Here is a 22,266-nt window from a genome sequence, read left to right as displayed (position 1 = left end):
TATTCCAACCTTAGCAGAACTTGCGAGTGAAAAAGCTACCCACAATTGAGCAACAATGGGTAGATTTGTCCAAGAATCAAGTTACAGTTTCTAGCCCCCTTAAAAAAGGTGGGGACAAGTATCCGAGCAAAGTCCCCCTTCTTAAACGGGATTTAGCAGGGTCAAAGAGTGGCTCGCGTCTGGGACAATAAAACTACCCTGCTTCAGAAGGGGGATGCGAGGGGAATGTGGACTCGGATAAAAGCGAGATGATTCAATCGTTTCAGACTTAAGTTGAGACCAATACTTGCTACCTAGCCCAGTCAGTACCGCGCCATATCGTGAAAAACAAGACGCTAGAAATCAACGCGCCCAGCAGCCACTTAACAGCATTTTTAAATAACCCCATGCGCTGATTTGACTGCACCGTGGCCCTTTGCGCCTGCAAGCGTTCCTTAGCCGGAGTAATTCTCGAAAGAATTTGGCTTTTCAATTCCTGCGGGTTTTGCGTATTCGCTTGCACTCCCAAACGGCTAAGTTCCCCAGCCAAAGTCTTTAAATCTTCAGGAGTACCCTTATTCAGCCGTTCTTCTACTTGCTGCAATTGAGCTAATTGTTGGTCGGCTTGAGTAGTAATTTGCTTGTCGTTTTGGTTGTTGACATAGATAGTGCCAAAAATTCCCAAGGGCATCATCAACAGAAAAATCACCGCCAGCAGCAGACAAACCCAAGACAAAACTTTCAAAAGAATGTTTTCCAAACTTCTGCGGTCATATCCTTCGCCAAAAAATATCAGCGCCATTGCCAATAGAGGAACTGGCACCCGTTCCACTACAGCGCCAATTGTCTGCAATTCCCAGACGCGATTGCCAAAATTTGCTGGTATCAAAACTGCGATCGTATCTAATAAAGATAGAATTAATAGACCGTAGCCAATCCAACGCAACCTGTAGATAGAAAAACCTTGCTCGCCTTGTACGTCATTCATAACATCATCACAGTTGTTGTTAACAAAAACAATCTCTCTCGATCCGCTAAAAAACGGATACAAGCTACAGATTGAAGTAGTCGAGTCTCCACATTTTAGACCAAAGTTAGAGTTCCTAGATTCATCTGCTATTGTAAATCTAAAATCTAAAATCTAAAATCGACTGACTTAAGGTTCGGGAAATCGCGGCTGCCACCACCCATACCAAGAAACCCAAGCATTTTCTAACACTTTTTGGGCATTTTCTGGAGTTGTTTTATCCAAAGGCACAGACATCTGAGTCCACAAACATCGCCGGTCTTGAATATTTCCCCTACCCAACAGCCAAAACAAAACCCGGTTTGGCTGCCAATCGCGAGTGTTGCGATTGTATCTAAACTGTTCGGCAGTGACTGTAGCACTGCCGCGAGGATTGATACACGAACTCAAATACAATCGATTTTGCTGTTGCAAAATTCCGTGAAACCCCGCGCCTTGAGTGTTTGCTAATGTTAGTTTACCAGGAGACGACTTCAGAATAGTATGTCCCTTCATCATACTTTCCACATCCCCGATGGTGCCTACCACATAGCGCATCTCTATTTCTAGAGCAATGTTACTTTTTTGATATTCATACTTTCTGGCAGCCTTGACTTCTGAAGTATCGCTAATTTTCAGCGGCGCGCTGTTTTGTAGTTTCCACTCTGCTAGAGGCACCGTAGAGGGAAAGTCAAACTGGGTTGCAGAATTATTGCCTTTCGAGGGATAGAATGTCAATTTGCCTGCGACTAATAAAACCCCTGCAAGAGTAACAGCCAAAAGAGAAATCCTAACTGGTTTCCAATAGGTAATAGCCATTATTAATTTTATTGCTCCTGATTTTGTGGTTCGTTTTTTAAGATGGCAAACCAGCAGAATAACCCGAAAATTAATACAGCAATCATCGAAAAGACTACCGAACCATTTCCTTCGTGCCAGTATTTAAATGCTTCGGGTTGAGATAACGATACTAGCACTGCCATGAGAGAAACTCGGGCGGCATTAACTACAAATGCAATCAGGACTGCAACGATCGGCACTAGAATTTTCTGCCCCACAGTTGTCGGAAACATCAGCAAGAAAACCAGGGCTAGTCCTAACAATTGTAGAATTGCATTCACCCCCGAACAGCCGTGATATACTTCGACGCTGCCCTTTTCTAGGATGAGAAAAACTCCTTTGCGTTGAACTTCAAATCCTATATAGTGCAGGATAAAAGTTGAAACTTTTGCTGTGTATAGAGCTACATCAACAAATACTCCGATTAATCCGGGAGGAATAGCTGTATAGGCAAGAATTAGCAGTTCCTGCGAATATTGTTTCAGTCCTTTTGTGCCGGAAGCTAGCAAGGCCAGACTTATTCCTGTCAAGAAAGGCGAAGCCCTGATAAAAAAGTCGTATCCAAATATCGAAGAACTTTTGAGCAAGATGAAAGCAATTAACGATGCCCCAAAGAAACTGGCGAAAATTCCACTTTCAAAGGTTAAGGATTCGTGCCTTTCCCAAATGAGAAATGCTACAACTCCCCAAAACAGTAACATTGTGCCAAATAGGTCTGTGTCGTTGGTTCTGGAAGTCAGAGTCAGTTGCACGGCAATCAAACCGGAGGCGATGCCTAACAGCCAGTATTTCGGTTCTTGGATGTGTTTTAGCCAGTTGATTTCGGTCATTGCTGCTTTCTGTTTTTACTAAAAACTTTTAAAATGCTTAATTCGATCGCTCTTTTGAAATTATCAGCTACAAACAGTTGGTTTTATGGGCTATGGATGAAGTTTAACTAAATCTTCACATACATTGACAATTGTCAATGTATGTGATAAATGCAAAAGTCATTGTTGGTCGTTATTTGTTAGTTGTTAAGTATTAGGTGTTAATTACTGGTTTTAATAACTAATAACGAATAACCAATAACGAATAACCAATAACTAATTAGCGTATATCTTGCTGTAGTAAGTTTGATATTCCTCGGAAAGCAGGGGTTCCCACCACTCGCGATGGGCTAAGTACCATTCCACGGTCTGCCGCAAACCTTCTTCAACTGTGACTGAGGGAGTCCAACCTAACTCTGTTTTAATTTTGTTGGCATCAATAGCATAACGCCGATCGTGCCCAGCTCGATCTTTGACAAATGAGATCAGTTGTTCGCAAGGACGCGCGGGCAAATCAGCAGCTAATTCGTCCATTAGTTGGCAGAGCATTTTGACTAAATCGAGATTTTTTACCTCGTTATTGCCACCAACATTGTAGGTTTCTCCGGGCTGGCCGCGGTTGATAACGGCATCTAAGGCGCGGCAGTGGTCGAGCACGAACAGCCAATCTCGCACGTTTTGACCGTCGCCGTATACTGGCAGCGGTTTGCCCAATAGCATATTGATGCACATTAATGGAATCAGCTTTTCGGGGAAGTGATAGGGGCCGTAATTGTTGGAACAGTTGGTGATAATTGTCGGCAGCCCGTAGGTGTGGAAATAGGCGCGGGCGAGGTGGTCGCTGCCAGCTTTGGAGGCTGAGTAGGGACTGTTGGGGGAGTAGGCGGTTGTTTCGGTAAATGCTGGGTCGTCGGGGCCGAGACTGCCGTAAACTTCGTCGGTAGAAACGTGGAGGAAGCGCATTTGTGATTTCACAGACGAATCATCAATTGCTTCCCAATGCTTGCGGAAGGCTTCTAAGAGTGTGAAGGTGCCGACTACGTTGGTTTGAACGAAGGCGCCAGGCCCGATAATCGATCGGTCAACGTGAGATTCTGCGGCAAAGTGAGCGACTGTGTTGATGTTTTCTTCTTTCAGCAAGGTATCGACTAGGGTACGATCGCAAATATCTCCCTGCACAAACCGAAAATTTTCTCCTCCTTCCAAACTTGCCAGGGTTTGTCTGTTGCCGGCGTAGGTTAAAGCGTCGAGCACGACTACTCGCGAGCCCGGATAGCTGCTGCACCAGTGATGCACAAAATTCGAGCCGATAAATCCAGCCCCGCCCGTCACCAACAATCGATGAGGATCTCGCTCCATGCCTTGATTCCCGCTGTTTGTCATAAAAATAAAAGTTTTTCCAATAACTAAGCCTTTTCAAAAGTAGCCTTAAAAGTAGTTTTTCATCAAGTGTGGGTCGCCCTGTGATTAAAATTTCTATGGTCTCATATCATTTCCGGTTGACGGCAGTGCCGTGTCCCTACCGTGATTAATCGTAGGGACACGGCACTGCCGTCTCCTAATTTCCGTTAATAATTCCGATGCAACCGGAAACGATATCACTTCAGATTTTCTAATTTGGGCGCGATCGCAATATTGACTCGGTTGACTTTAATTTATAACGGTTTGTTTGTCAAAACGCTTGCTAAACAGTGGTTTCAGCTTTTTTACCTGGCAACTTTAAATTTCAATGGCGATGGGGAGATGTTGGCAGTTGCGATCGATCTGTGATTTTGGTGGCGATCGCCTGTTGATAGATTTGTAAAGAGCTGTTACCATTTATTTTTTAATTATCCTTTACAATCTCCAGAGCACCATGAAGAAGTTTCAAGTGTTAGCTGGCATTGCTTCCACCGTTGCGATCGCGAGCAGCATCGCCATAGGTGACCCTGCATCTGCTTTCCCCTGTTCCTACAAAAAATCTGGGGCTGCTCAATCTGGTTCTGGGCCAACAATCGTGGGTTCCGGCGGCTCGGATCGAATGAATCCGTGGAAATCCAACAAAACAGTAGCTCTCGGTTTCCTAGGCTTGGCTGGGATTTTGGGTGGAGGTGCGGCCTACATGAGCTACCGCGCCGGTCAGCGCGCCTCTGCTGCTTGCGATGCGATGAGCGATAATTTTGAAGTTTTTGAAGAGTCGCTAGATCCGATCGCAGATACAGGTGTAGCTGAGCCAGCAGATGCGGTTGCAGGCGTTCGCGAACACCCGGAAGCTCCGGGCGGCGAGCTGGATTTGCCCGTAGCGCAAGTTGCCGAGGTGAGTTCGGAAAGTGCGATCGAACCAGTCGAAAGTGCGATCGTCAAGTAGTTATCTCCAGCCAAAGTATTCGCTCAGCAAGCCTCCAATTTTGCCAGATTGGAGGTTTTTTGATTTTAAATTATCGACGGCTACAATTTGCTTTGATTGCGATCGAAACACAGCTTTCCGATCGCAGATCGATCGAGAGCGCGCAATTCGATCGTCGGATTCAAAAATGCTATAAATTTAGATGACTCAAAGCAAGACAGCACGCTACCTTTGGCGATCGCTAAAAATACTCTTCAGATCAATCTGAGGGTAGACGGCAAAAGTTCCAATCGCCTGCTACGGTTTAAAATATAGCCCTACAGATGACAACTATAGGTTTTTATGAATGCTTGGCGCGATCGATTCAATCAATTTACAGGTAAAACTAGACTGGCAGTTTGCCGCGTGTTCGTTCAGCTAACAGGCGAAGAAGTTGCACCGCTGTTAGGAGTTCTCAACCGCACCGCCAGAGAAGGAATTGATGGCGATGGTGACTTAGCAATTTTAGGAGAAGGTCTTGTAGAAATTTGCAATCACCTGTTACAGTACGATAACTACTGGCAAGCCGCCGCTAATGAAGGCGATGTTTTTTGGGATGAAGGCGAAGCTGGCGATTATGTGGATGAAATTTTCACTGATTCAGCCGATCGCTATCTCAGCGAACCTCAATATAACGACTCTGTTTACGATAAAAATTCTCCCTTATCTTTGCCGGTAACGAGAAATGTTGTGGTGATGCTCACAGTCGCTTATGAAGGCGAAGTTCCTGCTCTCGAAACTGACCTCGCTGACATCAGCGCGCTAAAAATTGGTTTAAAAGCACTGATTAATTTACATTACCAAGAAAGGCTGCGAGCTGTGCAAGTTCACTTTTCTCCCGCGCAGTTGGGAGACGAACTTACTAACGACCAAGTTTTGGTAAATTTCCCCGAACTCATTCCCCTTTAAGGAAGTCATTAGTCATTAGTTATTAGTCAGTGGTTATTTGTTGGTTATTATAATAATCCATGCCCATGCCCAATTACCAATTACCAAATATTATTTATGCTGCGAAAACTGACAATTTATTTAATGACTTTAACTTTCTTGTGGACGGCAACTGCCTGCGGTTCTCCTACGCCAGAAACTCCTGTAAATGCTCCTGCAAATCCTGCTGCAAATAGGAATGTAAACACGGTGCGTCCTGCACCAAACAATAACTTGGCTCAAGGTCAATATCCCGTACAGCAAGCTACCTACGACGATTCGGATGGCGAATACAGTTTGATGTTGCTAAATACTCCCCCCGGCAGTACCCCAGTTTACCGCACTACCGATTTGCAAATGGCTCGATTAACGGAGGAAGAAATATCGGCAGGGAAGAAAAGTTATCTAAGTCTGGATAACAATAAAGCGAGCTTGCATTTGACAGAAGATTTTAAAATTGAGTACGTTCACAACGTGACTGAAACTGTCAATAACCCTCAAACCAATCAGCCACAAACAGTGGTAGTGAGACAACAATCAGGCTTCTGGGCGCCGTTTGCTGGGGCGATCGCCGGTCAGGCGATCGGCAGTTTGTTATTTACACCGCGATATTATATGCCGCCTCTGTATCAGCCGGGGATTATGACAGGATATGGCGGGTATGGCAACACTTACGGCCAAGCTGTTAACCAATATCAAACTCGCTACCAAGCCCCGCCTGCTGCGGTGAGAAACCGTGAAGTTTTAAGGACGACCGGCCGCTTGCGATCGCCCTCATCGAACGTACCAGCAAGACGCCCAGCAGCGCCTGGGGCCAATCGATCGACCGGTTCGGGTTACGGCGGCAGCAATTTGAGGCGATCGCAGCCCGGTCAAAATCAAAACAGGCGCAGTCCTAGTTTTGGTAGCGGCAGGAGTTCTCGCCAACCGAGTCGAAATCGTTCTTTCGGAAGCGGCAGAAGGCGCTGATCAAAGAGATTGCAAACATCCGTGGCGATCGCACAATTGCTGAATCATTCCTGCACCTTAAAAAAGGTATGTAGTTGCGCTTGGGCGCTCTTTAAATCTCGGAAAGAGCGCCCAAGCGCAACTACATACCTAAAAAATCTTTAACTATTGTGATAGTTGCGTCCAGAAATATGAATAACTTAGATTGAGACTGTAGCCAAATTTTAGTTTAGCTTGTAGCCAACTTTTATCTATCCTCCCGATGCTACGCCACCGCAGGTGTTGACGGTGAAAACTTTGGAATAGTTGTTTGGAATAGTTGATGGGAGCGATCTCTGCCTCTGGCAGACTCAAAAAATATGTGATTTAATTGCTTTATTGATATGTAGGTGACAAGTATGTCTTCTTCACAACCCCCGTCAGGGAAAAGAAAACCTTTAGGATTTGATGAATTAATTGCGATAGTCGTTGCTTTCGGCACGATGGGAGCAATTTTCTTTTGGGTAACAGGCAGAAATCCCGATCGATTGAATGCCAGAAGTTGGCAATTTCCAGCCGTTTTTTCTCAACCTGCTGCTGAGCCTGGGAACTCTACAATATTAACGCCACCGGAGGCGATTCCCGAAGTGCGATCGCCCGCTAGAACGATCCTTCCCTCGCAACCTGATGTCGTCCCTGTGGCACCTGTAGGGCCACTTTTTCCAGTAGTTCCTCCTATGGGGACGGTTGTTGTTCCCGAAACGCCAAGTGAGCGCGAGGCTGTCCCTCCAGTCATTACCAAACCGAAAGCGGCTAAACCAAAAGCCGGGCCCGTTAAATTCTCCGATGTTCCTGACAAATATTGGGCGCGTCCATTCATTGTAGCTTTAGCCGATCGGCAATTTTTTGCTGATTTCACGGACAACAAGTTTCGGCCAGACGAACCGATTACGCGATCGGAACTAGCGCGCTTAATTCAGGGAATGTCGGACAAAGAACCGCGCCGCAAACCGATTAATTTTAAAGACGTGAAGAATAACAGTCCGATCGCTGGGGCGATCGACCACAGCGTCAAAACTGGATATCTTAAAGGATACCCAGACAATGCCTTCCGTCCCGATAAAGAAGTCCCGCGCGTGGAAGTCATCGCAGCTTTAGCTAGCGGTTTAAACCTGAAACCGTCAGCGAAAGCCAGCAGAACATTACAAGTTTATACAGACAGGAAAAAAGTGCCGAAATGGGCAGTCAACAAAGTAGCAGCAGCCACGGAAGCTGGCATTGTTGTCAACAATCCGAAACCCACTCTTTTGCAGCCTAATAAAATAGCAACTCGTGCGGAAGTAGCAGCCATGATTTACGAAGCGATGGCGAAACAAGGTAAGGTTCCTGTTAAGCCTTCTGACTATGTTATGAAGCCTGTAAAGCCATCGAAATAAGATTTTTGGGTGCAGTCGAACCAACGCCCCAGAATCGGATTTAATCGTTATTGTTTGTAGTAAGGACTTCAGTCCTTTTTTTTGTCTTTCCCGAGGACTGAAGTCCTCACTACGAAACTGGTTTGTAGTAGGGAATGCAAGTCCTTTTTCCAGATTTTCCGGGAGCATCTCAGTTTTGCATTTGTAGTGCTGTCCCCGCTCGCGTATTGTACAATACGCGAGCTCTTAAGCTCGCATTCAAAGAAAAAATGCTTTTTACCAGAATGATATGCTCCCGATTTCCTGCGGACTGAAGTCCTCACTACGAACCTGGTTTGTAGTAGGGAATGCAAGTCCTTTTTCCAGATTTTTCTGCGGACTGAAGTCCTCACTAAGAACCTGGTAGATTAATCTTGGAACACCATAATGCTGCCAGAATAACAAGCCACCCAAACCTGATTAGTTTCCGGATCGTAAGTAATCCCGATCGGACTTGAATTAACATTAACTGTTTGCAGCACTTTCAGGTCGCTAGTCCTCACTTTGCTAACAGTATTCGATGAATAGTTAACCACATAAATCAGTTTGCCGTCACCAGAAATCGTCATGCTGCGAGGTGCATTTCCAGTCGAAACCTTATCTATCACTTCACCAGTTGCCAAATCGATCTTTGCCACATTCCCTTCACCGTTCAAAGTGGCATACATATACTTGCCATTGGGATCTATCGTCAAATGACGCGGCGCATTACCAATATTTCTCAACCATTCTACCGAAAAGTCTAGGAGATTTACTTTCGCAATATCGGAAGAACCCATGACGGCAATATAGGCATTTTTTGAATCGGGAGTAACCACAATACCCCGAGGATATGCACCCAGTTTTACCCGCTCGACTTCGCGATTTTTATTGATATCAACTACGCTCAAATCCCAAGTACACCAATTGCTCGCGAGTACGAAGCGATTGTCAGGCGAAACAGCATTAAATTTCGGAACCGCACCTACAGGAATTATCTTTTCTATTTTCAACGTTTGGGTGTTGATGCGGTACAGGAAACTTTGGTCGTGTTTGGCTGATGGAGAACACCTATCGCTCCCGGGATTGTCAAACCCAGAACCGTACATTTGATAGTTCGATACATAGCCATATTTACCATCTGTTGAAAAGGCGGCTTCTACGGGAGAACCTTTGTAATTGCCTTTGAATTTAGAAAAGCCAAATTTTGACAAGTTTACTGTATCGGAAATAGTCTTGACTAATTTAAATTTCCTATTGTAAACGGTGATGCTGTGGCTGTACATCATGTTTTGAGCAAAAAATAAACCGTCTCCCGAATAAACTATTGATTTCGGCGATATTTTGCCGTAAATAGTTTTTTTCAAAGTCATTTTTCCTTCGGTGTTTGCAAGCCTTTTGCCGGGTAATTCATTTTCTTTTTTGTCGGAGGTTGGCGCAGCAGTTTCTGTTTTAAATGGTGGTAAAAATGGTTCTTCAAAAAGAGGCTGTTTGGGCTGATTTTTAGTTGGATCTTCGAGTTGGTTGCTGTTTTCTGTGGGGGTAGGAGATGGCGAAGGTCGATCGACTTTTGACGCTGTTTTTTCCGCAGATTCCTTGTCAGCGCTGGCGGCTGGCGACTTGCCTTTGAGGGCTGACAAGGTTTGAGGGCCGATTATTCCGTCAACTTTCAGCTTGTTGTCTGCTTGGAACTTTTTCACCGCAGCCTGGGTTACGGAACCGTAAAATCCTGTAGCCCTACCGCCAAAATGTCCTGATGCTTGCAGAGTTTTCTGTATTTCGACAACTTCCGGGCCTGAATCGCCTTTTGTCATTCTGATGGCGAGGGCGGGATAGACTAAATTTAAAATTGCGAGAGAGATTGTAAAGAAGAGTAAAGGAGTTGCAGCTAAATTTAGGTGCGTTTTGGAGTTGGGCGATCGAGTTTGAGTTGGGGGCGTTTCCCAAGTTTCAGCTAAATGCAGGTAAGCCAATCCGTCCATAGTTTTTACGGGTATTTTTGATGCTATGATACACCAGCTAATACCATTTTAGATTTTAGATTTGAGATTTTGGATTTGAGATTTGGCAATCACTGATGATATAACGGTTTGGCTCTGGTCTAGTGTTGCAGGATTTTTGTTAACCGGTATAACACATTGATTAAAACGAAAATTTAATTATAATTACACCGAGGGTGCAATCTCCCAGCAGTTTTTAATGGTGCCAGCAAGTAGGAGCGATCGACAATGTTGAGTGAGGAACAAACGGCCGCAGGATCGACAACCCAAAAATCCCGCCAGACGGTGCTGTGGGACGGTGACGGCGGACTTTGCCAGCGGGCTTGGGTAGAAATAGATTTAGCAGCTTTAACTCACAATGTAAAACAGCTTAAGCATCTATTATCTCCCAACACAGAACTGATGGCAGTTGTGAAAGCGGATGCTTACGGACACGGTGCGATCGCAGTTAGTCAAACTGCATTGCAAGCAGGCGCTAGTTGGCTGGGAGTGGCGACAATTCCCGAAGGCATAGAATTGCGGGAAGCTGGGATAGAAGCACCGATTTTGCTGTTGGGGGCAACCAATACACCGGCACAGGTAAAGGCGATCGCCCAATGGCACTTGCAACCCACTATTTGTACTGCCAAACAAGCCCTAATTTTTTCGGAAGTTCTCGTCAGTCTCAACCAATCTTTGCCCGTTCACGCTAAGTTAGATACGGGAATGTCTCGCTTGGGTACTTCTTGGCAAGACGCAACAGAATTTGTGCAATTAGTCAATGGTTTGCCAAATTTAAAATTAGCCAGCATTTACTCTCACTTGGCGACAGCCGACAGTCCCGATCGCGCCGTGATGAGAGAGCAACAGCAACGGTTCAAAAAGGCGATCGCCCAAATCCAAGCAGCAGGAATTAACCCCTGTCACCTGCACTTGGCAAACTCTGCTGCCGCCCTCACAGACCCCGATTTGCACTACGATTTAGTACGAGCGGGTTTGGCTACCTACGGTCTTTATCCTGCTCCTCACTTGCAGGCGATCGCTTCTTTGCAGCCCGCAATGCAGGTCAAAGCCCGAGTAACGCAGGTGAAAACAATTGCAGCAGGCACCGGCGTCAGTTATGGCTATAAATTTATTGCTGGGCGCGAGACACAGATTGCCGTAGTTGGTATCGGTTATGCAGACGGGATTCCGCGCAATCTTTCTACTAAAATGCAGGTTTTAGTTAGGGGTAAATTTGTGCCGCAAGTCGGGGCCGTGACGATGGATCAATTAATGCTGGATGTGACCGATATTCCCGATTTAGAAGTCGGTGAAGTGGTGACGTTGTTGGGGAATGATGGAGAAAATAAAATTACTGCTGACGATTGGGCAGAAATCTTAGGGACTATTTCCTGGGAAATTTTGTGCGGTTTTAAACACCGATTGCCCCGCGTTACAGTAAACTGTTAACTAGCGGGAATACCGATCGCAGAGGTTGATGGCGAGGGAGCATCTCAATGAATGCAAAAAAGCAATTTCTTTACAGTGCTGTCCCCGCTCGCGAGTATAGATCGCGAGCGGGGACAGCACTATAAAATCAAAACATCACAACTGAGATGCTCCCAATGGCGATCGGGACTATATTATAAGTTATACCAATTACCAATTACCAATTACCAATTACCAATTACTAATATGACAACGCTCCGCACAGTAAAACTAATATCTCAAACCTTCACCGCGCAGCTAGATGCAGAGAGAATACAGGCGATGCAAGTAGCTCAAGAATTCTCCAAAAAATTCGTAGAATTGGGGTTTCAGATTGTACCTCAAGTGCTGTGGGCGATCGGCATTTTGTTAATTACGCGATTTGCGATCGGGTTTGCGAGTAACGTGACTCGTCGAGCTCTGGGCCGCACCGAGCCCACGCTGCGGAAATTCTTAGTTCAAGCTGCCGAAATTGCGATTTTGATTGTCGGCGCAGTCGCGGCTTTGAGTCAGTTGGGAATTCAAACTACTAGCGTGGTGGCGGTAGTGGGTGCGGCGGGTTTGGCGATTGGTTTGGCGTGGCAAAATACTCTATCGCACTTTGCTGCTGGGGTAATGTTGATTAGTTTACGGCCTTTTGAGGTCGGAGATGCGATCGAAGCTACGGATGTGAAGGGAGTTGTCGATAGCATCGGGATTTTTTCAACAACCGTCGTGACGGACGATCGCATAAAAATTATTGTTCCGAATAATAATTTATTTAACGGTACACTGAAAAATACCACAGCGATGGGTACGAGGCGGGTAGACTTAAAAATTGATATTGGCGATCGGCCGATTCGTCCGATGATGGCCGAGTTACTAGAAATTGCCCATTCTCACCCGCTGGTGTTGGAAAATCCGCCCCCAACTTGTTTGGTAATCGAGATCTCTCCTGATACAACTATTCTATCCCTGCGACCCTGGTGCGCGTCGGTGGCCTACGAACAAGTGCGATCGCAAATTCAAGAACACGTCAAAGAAGCCATGAATGCCCACAAAAATCAACAACAATAAATAACACTTTTCAAACAAACGCAGTACAAAAAAACGATTTTCGTAGAGCACTGCCCCCGTGCTGGCACTTCCAGGTTTCTGATATATAGCTGATTAAGCTGGCATCTCCTGTATTAATCAAAAATCCCAAATCCCAAATCTAAAAATCCCAAATCTAAAATGAGTAATTGGTCTCCCCAGCAAATTTTGCAAGAACCCGGTGTCAGGATGTCCGCCACCGAGAAAGAAACAATTCTCAAAAAATTTCCGCCTCCCGACGAAAAAAAACAAATCTATGCCGACGCCATTTTTGAAGGCGGCGGCGTGCGCGGACTTGCATTTTTAGGCGCACTCAGATGCTGCCACGATTTGGGCATCCGCTGGCGAAAATTGGCCGGTACTTCTGCGGGTGCAATTACTGCGGCAGTATTGGCAACAGACTTGTCAATGGACGACTTGGAGGAGTTGTTAGGACAGCTCGATTATAGCCTATTTTTAACTCAAAAAAACAGTCCTCTAATTTTAAATGGCGACCCCGCCGACGACTTGCAATCCCCAGCTTGGACGCTACTTTTCCTCACAATTAGCCGCCAGATGGGAGAATATTCTGCACAACCTTTCCGGCAGTGGTTGGAAGCAACACTTGGTAAAGGTCACTTGCACACTTTTGCCGATGTCAAACAACTGGTAAAAGAGCGGGAATTAAAAGTAGTAATATCCAACCTAACTCGCGGTGAAATGTTGGTGCTTCCCGATGACTTGCGGCGGCAAGACTCTGCCGATTCCGATCCTTTGTACCAGCAGTTGCGGCTCCAAAATCCCGAAGACTTTAGCGTAGCTGAAGCGGTGCGGCTGTCGATGAGTATTCCGCTATTTTTTGAGCCGGGAAAACTGGGCAACGACTTAATTGTCGATGGCGGAATTCTGAGCAATTTCCCGCTGTGGATTTATGACAAACAATCTGTCGGTTCGACTCCCACTATGCCCCGCTGGTTTACCTTTGGGTTTCGATTGGTCGATACTGGCATTGAGAATCAAGTTAAAATTAACACTCCGCTGTCGATGCTGGCGGCGATGTTCCGAACGATGATGAAAGCAAGAGACCGCTATCACCAGCGGGAAATGGATAAAGGGCGAGTTATTAATATTGATGTGACTGAAGCTGGGGTAACGACGACGGATTTTCACCTTGATGGCGATCGCAAGGCTAAACTATATCGATTGGGGTATGTGTCTACTAAGAGATTCTTTTTGAGTTCCAATTTTAGCTGGGAAAAGCACTTGAAGGCCAGGGGCTTTGGGGAATAGGAGAGGGGGAGAATGGGGAAATATCCCTTCCTCCTTCGACAAAACGTATACAGATTAAGGGTTTGAGGAATTTTAAAAATAGGGCTTGGCAAGAATAGGATGTGTGTGCTATAGTAAGTTACTGTCATCTTGGAGAGGTGGCTGAGTGGTCGAAAGCGGCAGATTGCTAATCTGTTAAGGGTGTTAACATCCTTCGAGGGTTCAAATCCCTCCCTCTCCGTTCTAAAACTTCCTTACCTAGCAACGACTCAAAGTCAAAAAAGGTACGTAGTTGCGCTTGAGCGCTCCGGAATTGCTAATCTAAAGCATAAAGGACAGACAAAAAAGGTACGTAGTTGCGCTCTCCGGAATTGCTAATCTAAAGCATAAAGGACAGACAAAAAAGGTACGTAGTTGCGCTTGAGCGCTCCGGAATTGCTAATCTAAAGCATAAAGGACAGATAAAAAAGGTACGTAGTTGCGCTTAAGCGCTCCGGCATTGCTGCTGCAACGATAGGAACGACTCAATGTGAAAAAATAAAACAAACCAGTCAGTGAATATATAGCCTTTTTCAAAAAGATGAGGTATAACTGACAGCTCGATAACCGCTTAGACTAAGAGGGCTGAAGCCCAACAACATACCTCATATGAGAGCTAGATCCGCTATAGCTGAATTTTCAAGTTATCCATTTTCCTAACCCTGATTAAGTAATGCTCAGCGCTATTTATAAGATTAGGAAAGAGCGCTGAAGCGCAACTACGTACCTTAGCCCAAGGGGGAAATTACCTTAAACTAACGAAAACAAAATTACCATTTCTCTGCCCGAATCCATACTGTATTTGAATCTATTTAGCAGCAACCATCAGCTACTAAATTTAATCAAGTGCCTTCATTGCTTGGACAAATTGCCGCGAGATAAAAGGCAAAATCTCTTCATTCTTGCTATTCTCTTTCCCCTCGGTAAAGACAACTAACAAATACGGCCGCAAACCAGGTATTTCAATATAAGCAGCATCATGACGAACTTGACTTGTCAACCCCGCTTTTGACCACAATTTTGTATTTTCTGGCAATCCGCCACCTAAAAAACCTGTAACTTGATTTTCGGGATCTGCTTCTAATGCTGCTGGTTCTAAACTGCGTTTCATCAAACCCATCATATCTTGCGACGCTTGTGCAGAAACAGCTACGCCACCGATGATAGTATGCAGCAAACGCGCCGCTGCATTTGTAGTCAGCATATTCCTATTTTCCATTAATTCTCCCAGAAATGCTCGCTCGCGACCGTAGGGGCCGTCGCACCAGGTTTTTTGATTGGCGTTAATGTTTTGTAATTCCGGCCAATCTAATGATTGAAAGTAACGGTTGATGAGGTTTCGCTGCTGTTTCCAAGTTTCAAAGGGGCCTGGTGATAATTCGGGGCCGCTGGTGGTGCCGGTGAGGGCGTCTACTACTAAGCTGGTGGCGTCGTTGCTGGAGTCAACAATCATATCTCGGACGGCGCGTTCTAATTCTGGCGATGTTTGAATCATGCCTTTTTGTGTCCATTCCCAGATGGCAACAAGGTAGAATAGTTTGACGATGCTGGCGGGATAAATTCGTTCGGAAGCCCTGGCGCTAAAACCTCGCGGTTGATATTTCCAAAATTCTTGTGGACTTAGGGCGCCACCTGTGTTGACTCGCACTGGCGGATCGTAGACTATCCAGGTTACTGCTGTACGATCGCCCTTCAATCCAGTAAATTCTGCCTGGACTGCATCTATAATGCTACTGCCGAGGGTTTCTAATTGTTCGTCTTTGTGGAAAAATGTCATGGTTAATGGTTGACTGCTGACGATTAACGGCGGTTGGCGGTTGGCTAATGGCAATAAATCGTTAAGTGCGAACAATTAATAGCAAATAATTAGCAATTAGCAATGGTCAATTATCAATTATCTGATGGTGTGGAGTATCGGGCGCGATCGCACATAAATATTTACGATTCCCCAAAGTGCGATCGATTGGCGACTCAAGCGGCGCAGGGGCGACATTTGCTTTTTTTTGACCCCCCCCAGCCAGGGCGGGCACGGGGGCACCGCTACAAGGGGGGGAGAGATGGCATAGATTCCCTTGTGCAGGGGGATACAACGGCTGTGATGGTGCGGCTGTGCGAAGACGATTATCCGGGATGGCTGGATCTTCGAGATATTGAGTTGCTCGAAGTCACAGAAACAGTGTATCATCCTCTGGTGCTTTCTGAAGCCCAAATTAGGGATAAATTGTCGATCGCAATTACTTTTACTCGCGAGGCGATGCACCAATCCAATTATTACCTTTGGGGCGGTACAGTCGGGCCAAATTATGATTGTTCGGGATTGATGCAAGCTGCTTTTGTGGCTGCGGGAATCTGGTTGCCGAGGGATGCTTACCAGCAAGAAGCTTTTACTACATCTATTATTAGTGTTAGCGATGTAGATCCGGGAGATTTAGTATTTTTTGGTACGCCGGAAAAAGCCACTCATGTAGGATTGTATATCGGAGAAAATCGCTACATTCACAGTTCGGGAAAAACTCAAGGTCGCGATGGTATTGGTATCGATGTTTTGTCGGATGATGGGGATGCAGTCAGTCGGGCTTATTACCAGCAATTGCGCGGATATGGTAAAGTTGTGGCAAGTTATCAACCTAGTTAGTAGTTGACAGTTGACAGTTGACAGTTGACAGTTGACTGCTGACTAATGACAGTTGACTGCTGACTAATGACTAATGACTGCTGACTGCTGACTAATGACTAATGACAACTGATGTTATCTAACAAAACAATGGACGCTGCATTATTTTTGGAAAAATTGGCTGAACAGCAGGCTGCAACTGAGGTGGCGATCGACGTTTCGGTCGTGGTGCCAGTGTATAATGAGGTGGAAAGTTTGCCTCATCTGATTGAGGCGATCGCCTCTGCGATTCAACCATCTGGACTTAGCTATCAAATTATCTGTGTAGATGACGGTTCGTCGGACAATTCTGCTGACCTTCTCAAGCAGCTAGCCGGTAGTCGCGATGACCTTTGTGCTGTGCTTTTGCGCCGCAATTACGGGCAAACTGCTGCCATGTCCGCTGGCTTCGATCGCGCGACAGGCCGTGCTATTGTTACCCTAGACGGCGATTTGCAAAATGACCCTGCTGATATTCCGATGTTGCTGGACAAGTTAAATGAAGGCTACGATTTAGTTAGCGGTTGGCGCAAAAATAGGCAAGACAATACTATCAGCCGCCTGATTCCTTCTAAAATTGCTAACTGGTTAATTGGTCGCGTTACGGGCGTAACTTTGCACGACTACGGTTGTTCTTTGAAAGCTTATAAATCTGAGTTAGTTGCAGACTTAAATCTCTACGGGGAGTTGCACAGATTTTTGCCGGCTTTGGCGTTTATTGAAGGCGCGAGAATTGCAGAGATTCCGGTGCGACATCACGCGCGCCGTTTCGGTCAAAGCAAGTACGGGATTTGGCGGACTTTTCGAGTATTGATGGATTTGTTGACTATTTCTTTTATGAAGAAGTTCCTGACTCGACCGATGCACGTTTTTGGACTTTTGGGAATGAGTTCGATGGCATTGGGAACGGTTTTAGGGATTTATTTGACAGTCCTCAAATTGGGTTTCGGTCAAATTATTGGCAATCGTCCTTTGCTGATTTTGGCTGTGGTGTTGTTGTTGACTGGCGTGCAGTTATTTTGTTTTGGTTTGTTGGCGGAAGTCATGATGCGGACTTATCACGAGTCTCAGGGAAAACCGATTTATAGAGTCCGTGAGGTGTTTGGTTCTAAATAAGACATTGATTTGTATTGAATAAAATTTAGTCCTGTAAACAGGTTTGTAGTGAGGACTTTAGTACGCAAAAATCAAAGGACTGAAGTCCTCACTACAAACCGCAATCAACAGGTTTGTAGTGAGGACTTTAGTCCGCAAAAATCAAAGGACTGAAGTCCTCACTACAAACCAATTTTATTGTAGTCGATCGCCCGGACAAGGTATTATATTTAACTCATGACTTTTTGAGCTTGTCGGAGAGATTGAATAGTTGCGATCGCGTGTTGAGACACTGCATCTATTTCAGCAGCAGTATTGAACCGACCAATCCCAAAGCGAATTGAGGCGTAGGCTAATTTGTCCGATCGCCCGATCGCTGCTAAAACATGAGAAGGAGATATTTTCGCCGAAGTACAAGCAGAACCCGAAGACACCGCCGCCGCCGGTTGCAAACCCAACAGCAGTGCTTGACCGTCAACACCGCCTACACTAATATTAAGATTCCCCGGCAATCTCTTCGTCGCGTGACCGTTCATCACAACATCACCCAATCCACTCAAATTTTCCCACAAATGCTGCCGCAAATTTACAACTCGTGCTGTTTCCACCTCCATTTCCGAAATTGCTAACTCTACTGCTTTAGCAAATCCGACTATTTGCGGTGGGTAGAGAGTACCCGATCGCATTCCCCGTTCGTGGCCTCCTCCGTGCATTTGTAGGGCTAGTTGGACTCTCGGCTTGTTGCGTCGCACGTAGAGGGCGCCGATGCCTTTTGGCCCGTAGATTTTGTGCGCCGTCAAAGACATCAGATCGATGTTCATTTCCTCTACGTCGAGGGGGATTTTGCCGATCGCCTGCGCCGCATCCGTGTGAAACAAAATGTCATTTCCGCGACAAATTGCTGCTATTTCGGCGATCGGCTGAATCACACCAATTTCGTTATTAGCCGTCATCACAGAAACTAAAATTGTCTCGGCCTTAATCGCTTTAATCAAATCTCCAATATCAATTAGTCCGTCGCTTTTCACAGGTAAAACCGTAATGCTAAACCCCAATTTTTCCAAATATTTACAGGGATCAAGAATGGCATTATGTTCAGTTTGTACTGTGATAATGTGCTTTCCTTTACTGAAATAGGCTTCAGCGACGCCTTTAATCGCTAAATTATTTGCTTCCGTTGCACCGCTGGTAAAAACAATTTCTTCGGGAGAGGCATTGATCGCTTCTGCTATGATTTGTCGTGACTGTTTTACCGCTGCTTCTGCTTCCCAGCCGTAGACGTGGTTGATGCTGGCTGCGTTGCCGAATTGTTCGGTAAAATACGGCAGCATCGCATCAACTACTCGTTTGTCTACAGGGGTTGTGGCGTGGTTGTCGAGGTAGATAGGACGTGCGGACATAGTTTGGTTTTGGTTAAAAAGGTGTTAGGTTTATTGTAGACGAGCCCTTTGTTCTACCACAAAACTTTATATTTAACAAATATTTGTGAAGATTTATGCGACCTGACATTCAGGGATTAGAAATTACTGTCGGTGAGCTCAAGCACCTCAGCGGCGCGGGGCCCGATCGCGTATACCGGCCTGCGACTGCTACTAAATTTGCCCGCGAAGCTTTAAAAACAGTCAGTTTAATTGTTTTGGTTCTAATTAGCTGTTGGCTGCTGGTATTGATATTTCCTAGGGCTTATTTGTTGTGGTTGGCCCTGCACTTGGGTGCGATCGCCGGTTTGATCTTGGAAGATGCCTGGAAAATTTGGTGCAGCCGGAACCAAGATTTAATCCATCTTTTTGATGATGTCGATCGCTATAATGGTATAATCAAAGCGATCGAAATTAATGACCGACTCGAAGATGCTGGCAATCCGAACGTCAAAATAGGCGATCGCGCAAAAGTTATTAAAGCCTTGCAGCTCATCAGAGAGGATTTAGTTCGAGCTTTGAAAACCGAGAGGATTCTCAGGGAAAACAAAAAATTTGTCGATACTAACTCAGAACTGTTTGCCAATAATTTAAAAACTTTGAATGCCCTGCAAATTAGCGATCGATCGAGCCAGCCGGGGCGATTGCTCAACGAAGCTTTGCAGCTAGCTGTGGGAGTTCAAGCAGAAATAAAAAAGTTACAAGATCGAAATGCTGCCAATTCAGTTGACAGTTGACAGTTGACAATTGACAGTTGACAGCGACCTCTACCTAGAAGGAAGAGGATTGGAGTAATGAATCGTCTGATTTTAATTTCTAGGCCAAAGGGTTCCGGCTTTCAACCAATTATTTCTGGTAAAAAAACGCTGCCACCGCCAATTAGTAAGGCTCTCGACACCCCGGGCGCCTCCCTTAATAAGGCGGGAAAAGAGTATTTTTAACTTAAAGTTCCCCTTAAGAATGGGGATGCGAGGGGTATATGGACTCTGCTATAAACGAGAGAGACAAAGGTTTTATACCAATTTTTTATGAGGCTGCTCCCGAATTCCGATCACCCTGGCACCCCCCTTGATAAGGGGAGTAGGGGGTGGGACAAGATTCCGATCAAAGTCCCCCTTCTTAAGGGGGATTTAGGGGGATCGAAATATGTGCAACTTCACATTAAATTGGTTTTAGACTTAAGTTGACACCCATGGTGCATAGTATTATTTGGTAGCAACGCGCACCCGTGAAGCGATCGAACTCAAACACGTTTTTAAATTTATGATTTATGAGAATTGTTAAGAAAAATCATAATTGTAAATTTTTACCTGTTAGGTAACAGGTAAGGATATCTTGGAAAGGTGACGTTAACAACCAGGTCAGTATGTCTTCTACCAAACCAAAGATTATAGTTCTCGATGACGATCCCACAGGTTCTCAAACCGTGCACAGTTGCTTGCTGCTGACACGTTGGGACGAAGAAACCCTGCGTTTGGGACTGCGGGACAAGTCCCCGATTTTTTTTATACTGACAAATACTCGATCGCTAACTCCCGAAACAGCAGCCTCCGTTACCCGCGAAGTGTGCCAAAATCTCAAAAGGGCGATCGCGATCGAAGAAATCGAAGACTTCCTAATCGTTAGCCGTTCCGATTCTACCCTGCGCGGTCACTATCCGATCGAAACCGATGTAATCGCCGAAGAACTCGGCCCCTTCGACGCTCATTTTCTAATTCCCGCCTTTTTTGAAGGAGGCAGAATTACCCGCAACAGCGTGCATTACCTGATGGTTAACGGTGTCGAAACCCCCGTGCACGAAACCGAATTTGCTAAAGATTCAGTCTTCGGCTACCATCACAGTTACCTGCCCGACTACGTAGAAGAAAAAACCCAAGGTCGCATCCACGCTGATACAGTCGATCGCATTTTACTCGCAGACATCCGCTACGGAAGTTTAGATAGATTGATGGAGATGACAGACAACCAATGTGCAGTTGTTGACGGCGAAAGCCAAGGCGATTTAAACACATTTGCCAAACACATTCTTGATGTAGTTAGTCAAGGCAAAAAGTTTTTATTCCGCAGTGGAGCGAGTATCTTAACATCCTTAGCTGACCTCGGCCCGCAGCCAATAGCAGCCGACGAAATGGCAGAATACGTGAAAGACGGCAAACCTGGTGCAGTAATAGTTGGTTCCCACGTCAAGAAAACGACCGATCAATTGGAACGCTTGTTAGAAGAACCCAATACAGCTAGCATTGAAGTAGATGTATCTCATTTAGTAGAAGATTCGCCAGAGTCTCGCGCTCAAATCCTCAATGAAATCCTCGAAAAAGTTCGCACTGCTCATGCAGATAGCAAAACGCCTGTAATTTATACCAGCCGCCAGGAACTAGAATTTGAAAATGCTGAAGTCCGGTTAAAATTTGGTGCTGCTGTTTCTGCTTTGTTGATGGATGTCGTGCGGGGACTGCCTGCTGACATCGGTTTTTTAATTAGCAAGGGCGGGATTACTTCTAATGATGTGTTGAGTACAGGTTTGTCGCTGAAAAGTATCAGGCAAATCGGTCAAATTATTCCAGGTTGTTCTGTTGTAAAAACCGAGCCAGATCATCCTCTATTTCCCGATTTACCAGTCGTTTTGTTTCCTGGAAATGTCGGTGACAGTAATGCTTTGGCTACGGCTTACAAGCGACTCAGCAAGCATTCTAGCTAGTTGAATCGCTGGCTTAACGAAGATGAATTGAGTTCTATTCAGGGAACACACATTGATATCAACCTAACCCTAAAACAGTTGAAATATTTCGTTGTCTACTCGTTTCTAGGCTGTGCCTGGTAACACAGTTCCGGAGGAAGAGCCTCCTTAATCCTGTGCCGAGGCAGAGCAAGAGTGAGATAGGTTCCCAGGCACAGCCTGGGAACCAGTTAGGGACTCGCGGACAAATAAAATACCAGTCAAAATGGGATAATCGTGATATCCCATTTTGGTAAAGTTTCAGAACGTTGCCATGAGGGCAAATAT

General features: G+C 45.5%; 20 protein-coding genes, 1 tRNA gene and 1 pseudogene. 15 read left to right on the top strand and 7 right to left on the bottom strand.

All coding sequences use genetic code 11. The features are described from left to right. Nucleotides 1-289: 289 nt before the first annotated feature. The 4 genes from JGK36_RS32010 to rfbB all read right to left on the bottom strand — a co-directional run bounded on the left by JGK36_RS32010 (nt 290) and on the right by rfbB (nt 4,017). A complete protein-coding gene (locus JGK36_RS32010) occupies nt 290-967 on the bottom strand; it encodes an HpsJ family protein (RefSeq protein ID WP_293181666.1) in 678 nt (225 codons plus the stop codon). Nucleotides 968-1,135: 168 nt separating this feature from the next. Continuing rightward, nucleotides 1,136-1,804 carry a cyanoexosortase A system-associated protein gene (locus JGK36_RS32005; RefSeq protein WP_293193709.1) on the bottom strand — a complete coding sequence of 223 codons (669 nt, stop codon included), beginning with the start codon at nt 1,802-1,804 and terminating at the stop codon, nt 1,136-1,138. Between the two features lie 8 nt (nt 1,805-1,812). Next, complete coding sequence (gene crtA, locus JGK36_RS32000) at nt 1,813-2,655, bottom strand: cyanoexosortase A (RefSeq protein WP_293199171.1); 843 nt, start codon at nt 2,653-2,655, stop codon at nt 1,813-1,815. 255 nt (nt 2,656-2,910) lie between these two features. Next, complete coding sequence (rfbB, locus tag JGK36_RS31995; protein WP_293181660.1) at nt 2,911-4,017, bottom strand: dTDP-glucose 4,6-dehydratase; 1,107 nt, start codon at nt 4,015-4,017, stop codon at nt 2,911-2,913. A 472-nt stretch (nt 4,018-4,489) separates the two neighbouring features. Here rfbB and JGK36_RS31990 point away from each other — a divergent pair, with 472 nt between their 5' ends. From JGK36_RS31990 to JGK36_RS31970, 6 genes and pseudogenes are all read left to right on the top strand, one after another. Beyond that, entirely contained in the window at nt 4,490-4,981 is a 492-nt protein-coding gene (locus tag JGK36_RS31990) for a hypothetical protein (RefSeq protein WP_293199168.1), read from the top strand. 96 nt (nt 4,982-5,077) lie between these two features. Continuing rightward, nucleotides 5,078-5,275: a hypothetical protein gene (locus tag JGK36_RS31985; RefSeq protein ID WP_293181656.1), complete on the top strand. Its 198-nt coding sequence runs from the start codon at nt 5,078-5,080 to the stop codon at nt 5,273-5,275. Nucleotides 5,276-5,302: 27 nt separating this feature from the next. Then, nucleotides 5,303-5,908 (top strand): DUF1517 domain-containing protein, encoded by a 606-nt coding sequence (locus tag JGK36_RS31980; protein WP_293199165.1) that lies wholly within the window; start codon nt 5,303-5,305, stop codon nt 5,906-5,908. 96 nt (nt 5,909-6,004) lie between these two features. Then, nucleotides 6,005-6,895, top strand: a complete 891-nt coding sequence (locus JGK36_RS31975) for a hypothetical protein (RefSeq protein ID WP_293199162.1) — start codon at nt 6,005-6,007, stop codon at nt 6,893-6,895. A gap of 225 nt (nt 6,896-7,120) precedes the next feature. Beyond that, nucleotides 7,121-7,180: pseudogene (locus tag JGK36_RS34055) on the top strand (DUF3370 family protein); the annotation flags it as partial. Nucleotides 7,181-7,272: 92 nt separating this feature from the next. Next, on the top strand, nt 7,273-8,289 hold the full coding sequence (locus JGK36_RS31970) for an S-layer homology domain-containing protein (RefSeq protein WP_293181650.1): 1,017 nt from the start codon (nt 7,273-7,275) through the stop codon (nt 8,287-8,289). A 386-nt stretch (nt 8,290-8,675) separates the two neighbouring features. Here JGK36_RS31970 and JGK36_RS31965 read toward each other — a convergent pair whose 3' ends face one another. Beyond that, nucleotides 8,676-10,268, bottom strand: a complete 1,593-nt coding sequence (locus tag JGK36_RS31965; protein WP_293181648.1) for a peptidoglycan-binding protein — start codon at nt 10,266-10,268, stop codon at nt 8,676-8,678. A gap of 246 nt (nt 10,269-10,514) precedes the next feature. On the opposite strand from JGK36_RS31965, the gene alr reads away from it, so the two are divergent. From alr to JGK36_RS31945, 4 genes are all read left to right on the top strand, one after another. Further along, nucleotides 10,515-11,717, top strand: coding sequence for an alanine racemase (gene alr / locus JGK36_RS31960; protein ID WP_293181646.1), 1,203 nt, complete (start codon nt 10,515-10,517; stop codon nt 11,715-11,717). A gap of 225 nt (nt 11,718-11,942) precedes the next feature. Continuing rightward, on the top strand, nt 11,943-12,791 hold the full coding sequence (locus tag JGK36_RS31955; RefSeq protein WP_293193701.1) for a mechanosensitive ion channel family protein: 849 nt from the start codon (nt 11,943-11,945) through the stop codon (nt 12,789-12,791). 159 nt (nt 12,792-12,950) lie between these two features. Continuing rightward, nucleotides 12,951-14,078 (top strand): patatin-like phospholipase family protein, encoded by a 1,128-nt coding sequence (locus JGK36_RS31950; protein WP_293181642.1) that lies wholly within the window; start codon nt 12,951-12,953, stop codon nt 14,076-14,078. Nucleotides 14,079-14,209: 131 nt separating this feature from the next. Next, nucleotides 14,210-14,298, top strand: a tRNA-Ser gene (locus JGK36_RS31945). 636 nt (nt 14,299-14,934) lie between these two features. Here JGK36_RS31945 and JGK36_RS31940 read toward each other — a convergent pair. Further along, entirely contained in the window at nt 14,935-15,873 is a 939-nt protein-coding gene (locus tag JGK36_RS31940) for a serine hydrolase (protein WP_293190207.1), read from the bottom strand. 102 nt (nt 15,874-15,975) lie between these two features. On the opposite strand from JGK36_RS31940, the gene JGK36_RS31935 reads away from it, so the two are divergent. Both JGK36_RS31935 and JGK36_RS31930 read left to right on the top strand, forming a co-directional pair. Next, nucleotides 15,976-16,731: a C40 family peptidase gene (locus JGK36_RS31935; RefSeq protein WP_293181640.1), complete on the top strand. Its 756-nt coding sequence runs from the start codon at nt 15,976-15,978 to the stop codon at nt 16,729-16,731. A 129-nt stretch (nt 16,732-16,860) separates the two neighbouring features. After that, nucleotides 16,861-17,865, top strand: coding sequence for a glycosyltransferase family 2 protein (locus tag JGK36_RS31930; RefSeq protein ID WP_293181638.1), 1,005 nt, complete (start codon nt 16,861-16,863; stop codon nt 17,863-17,865). Between the two features lie 209 nt (nt 17,866-18,074). Here the strand turns inward: JGK36_RS31930 and JGK36_RS31925 are convergent, their stop codons facing one another. Further along, the gene (locus tag JGK36_RS31925) at nt 18,075-19,244 is read right to left on the bottom strand and encodes a cysteine desulfurase family protein (RefSeq protein ID WP_293181636.1); all 1,170 of its coding nucleotides are present in this window, start codon (nt 19,242-19,244) and stop codon (nt 18,075-18,077) included. A 95-nt stretch (nt 19,245-19,339) separates the two neighbouring features. Here JGK36_RS31925 and JGK36_RS31920 point away from each other — a divergent pair, with 95 nt between their 5' ends. From JGK36_RS31920 to JGK36_RS31910, 3 genes are all read left to right on the top strand, one after another. Next, nucleotides 19,340-19,999 (top strand): hypothetical protein, encoded by a 660-nt coding sequence (locus JGK36_RS31920; protein ID WP_293199160.1) that lies wholly within the window; start codon nt 19,340-19,342, stop codon nt 19,997-19,999. 57 nt (nt 20,000-20,056) lie between these two features. Then, a complete protein-coding gene (locus tag JGK36_RS31915) occupies nt 20,057-20,203 on the top strand; it encodes a hypothetical protein (protein WP_293181632.1) in 147 nt (48 codons plus the stop codon). Nucleotides 20,204-20,628: 425 nt separating this feature from the next. Next, entirely contained in the window at nt 20,629-21,960 is a 1,332-nt protein-coding gene (locus tag JGK36_RS31910; protein ID WP_293181630.1) for a four-carbon acid sugar kinase family protein, read from the top strand. Nucleotides 21,961-22,266: the final 306 nt, after the last annotated feature.

The sequence above is a fragment of the Microcoleus sp. PH2017_35_SFW_U_B genome (assembly GCF_020737865.1).
Taxonomy (GTDB): Bacteria; Cyanobacteriota; Cyanobacteriia; order Cyanobacteriales; family Microcoleaceae; genus Microcoleus.
Note: the sequence above shows the minus strand (reverse complement) of the source record. Positions and strands in the feature narration are given on the sequence as shown.

What these genes read in the sequence shown, in the direction of transcription:
- JGK36_RS32010 (WP_293181666.1), bottom strand. Translation starts at nt 967, where the DNA reads ATGAATGACGTACAAGGCGAGCAAGGTTTTTCTATCTACAGGTTGCGT.
- JGK36_RS32005 (WP_293193709.1), bottom strand. Translation starts at nt 1,804, where the DNA reads ATGGCTATTACCTATTGGAAACCAGTTAGGATTTCTCTTTTGGCTGTT.
- crtA (WP_293199171.1), bottom strand. Translation starts at nt 2,655, where the DNA reads ATGACCGAAATCAACTGGCTAAAACACATCCAAGAACCGAAATACTGG.
- rfbB (WP_293181660.1), bottom strand. Translation starts at nt 4,017, where the DNA reads ATGACAAACAGCGGGAATCAAGGCATGGAGCGAGATCCTCATCGATTG.
- JGK36_RS31990 (WP_293199168.1), top strand. Translation starts at nt 4,490, where the DNA reads ATGAAGAAGTTTCAAGTGTTAGCTGGCATTGCTTCCACCGTTGCGATC.
- JGK36_RS31980 (WP_293199165.1), top strand. Translation starts at nt 5,303, where the DNA reads ATGAATGCTTGGCGCGATCGATTCAATCAATTTACAGGTAAAACTAGA.
- JGK36_RS31975 (WP_293199162.1), top strand. Translation starts at nt 6,005, where the DNA reads ATGCTGCGAAAACTGACAATTTATTTAATGACTTTAACTTTCTTGTGG.
- JGK36_RS31970 (WP_293181650.1), top strand. Translation starts at nt 7,273, where the DNA reads ATGTCTTCTTCACAACCCCCGTCAGGGAAAAGAAAACCTTTAGGATTT.
- JGK36_RS31965 (WP_293181648.1), bottom strand. Translation starts at nt 10,268, where the DNA reads ATGGACGGATTGGCTTACCTGCATTTAGCTGAAACTTGGGAAACGCCC.
- alr (WP_293181646.1), top strand. Translation starts at nt 10,515, where the DNA reads ATGTTGAGTGAGGAACAAACGGCCGCAGGATCGACAACCCAAAAATCC.
- JGK36_RS31955 (WP_293193701.1), top strand. Translation starts at nt 11,943, where the DNA reads ATGACAACGCTCCGCACAGTAAAACTAATATCTCAAACCTTCACCGCG.
- JGK36_RS31950 (WP_293181642.1), top strand. Translation starts at nt 12,951, where the DNA reads ATGAGTAATTGGTCTCCCCAGCAAATTTTGCAAGAACCCGGTGTCAGG.
- JGK36_RS31940 (WP_293190207.1), bottom strand. Translation starts at nt 15,873, where the DNA reads ATGACATTTTTCCACAAAGACGAACAATTAGAAACCCTCGGCAGTAGC.
- JGK36_RS31935 (WP_293181640.1), top strand. Translation starts at nt 15,976, where the DNA reads ATGGTCAATTATCAATTATCTGATGGTGTGGAGTATCGGGCGCGATCG.
- JGK36_RS31930 (WP_293181638.1), top strand. Translation starts at nt 16,861, where the DNA reads ATGGACGCTGCATTATTTTTGGAAAAATTGGCTGAACAGCAGGCTGCA.
- JGK36_RS31925 (WP_293181636.1), bottom strand. Translation starts at nt 19,244, where the DNA reads ATGTCCGCACGTCCTATCTACCTCGACAACCACGCCACAACCCCTGTA.
- JGK36_RS31920 (WP_293199160.1), top strand. Translation starts at nt 19,340, where the DNA reads ATGCGACCTGACATTCAGGGATTAGAAATTACTGTCGGTGAGCTCAAG.
- JGK36_RS31915 (WP_293181632.1), top strand. Translation starts at nt 20,057, where the DNA reads ATGAATCGTCTGATTTTAATTTCTAGGCCAAAGGGTTCCGGCTTTCAA.
- JGK36_RS31910 (WP_293181630.1), top strand. Translation starts at nt 20,629, where the DNA reads ATGTCTTCTACCAAACCAAAGATTATAGTTCTCGATGACGATCCCACA.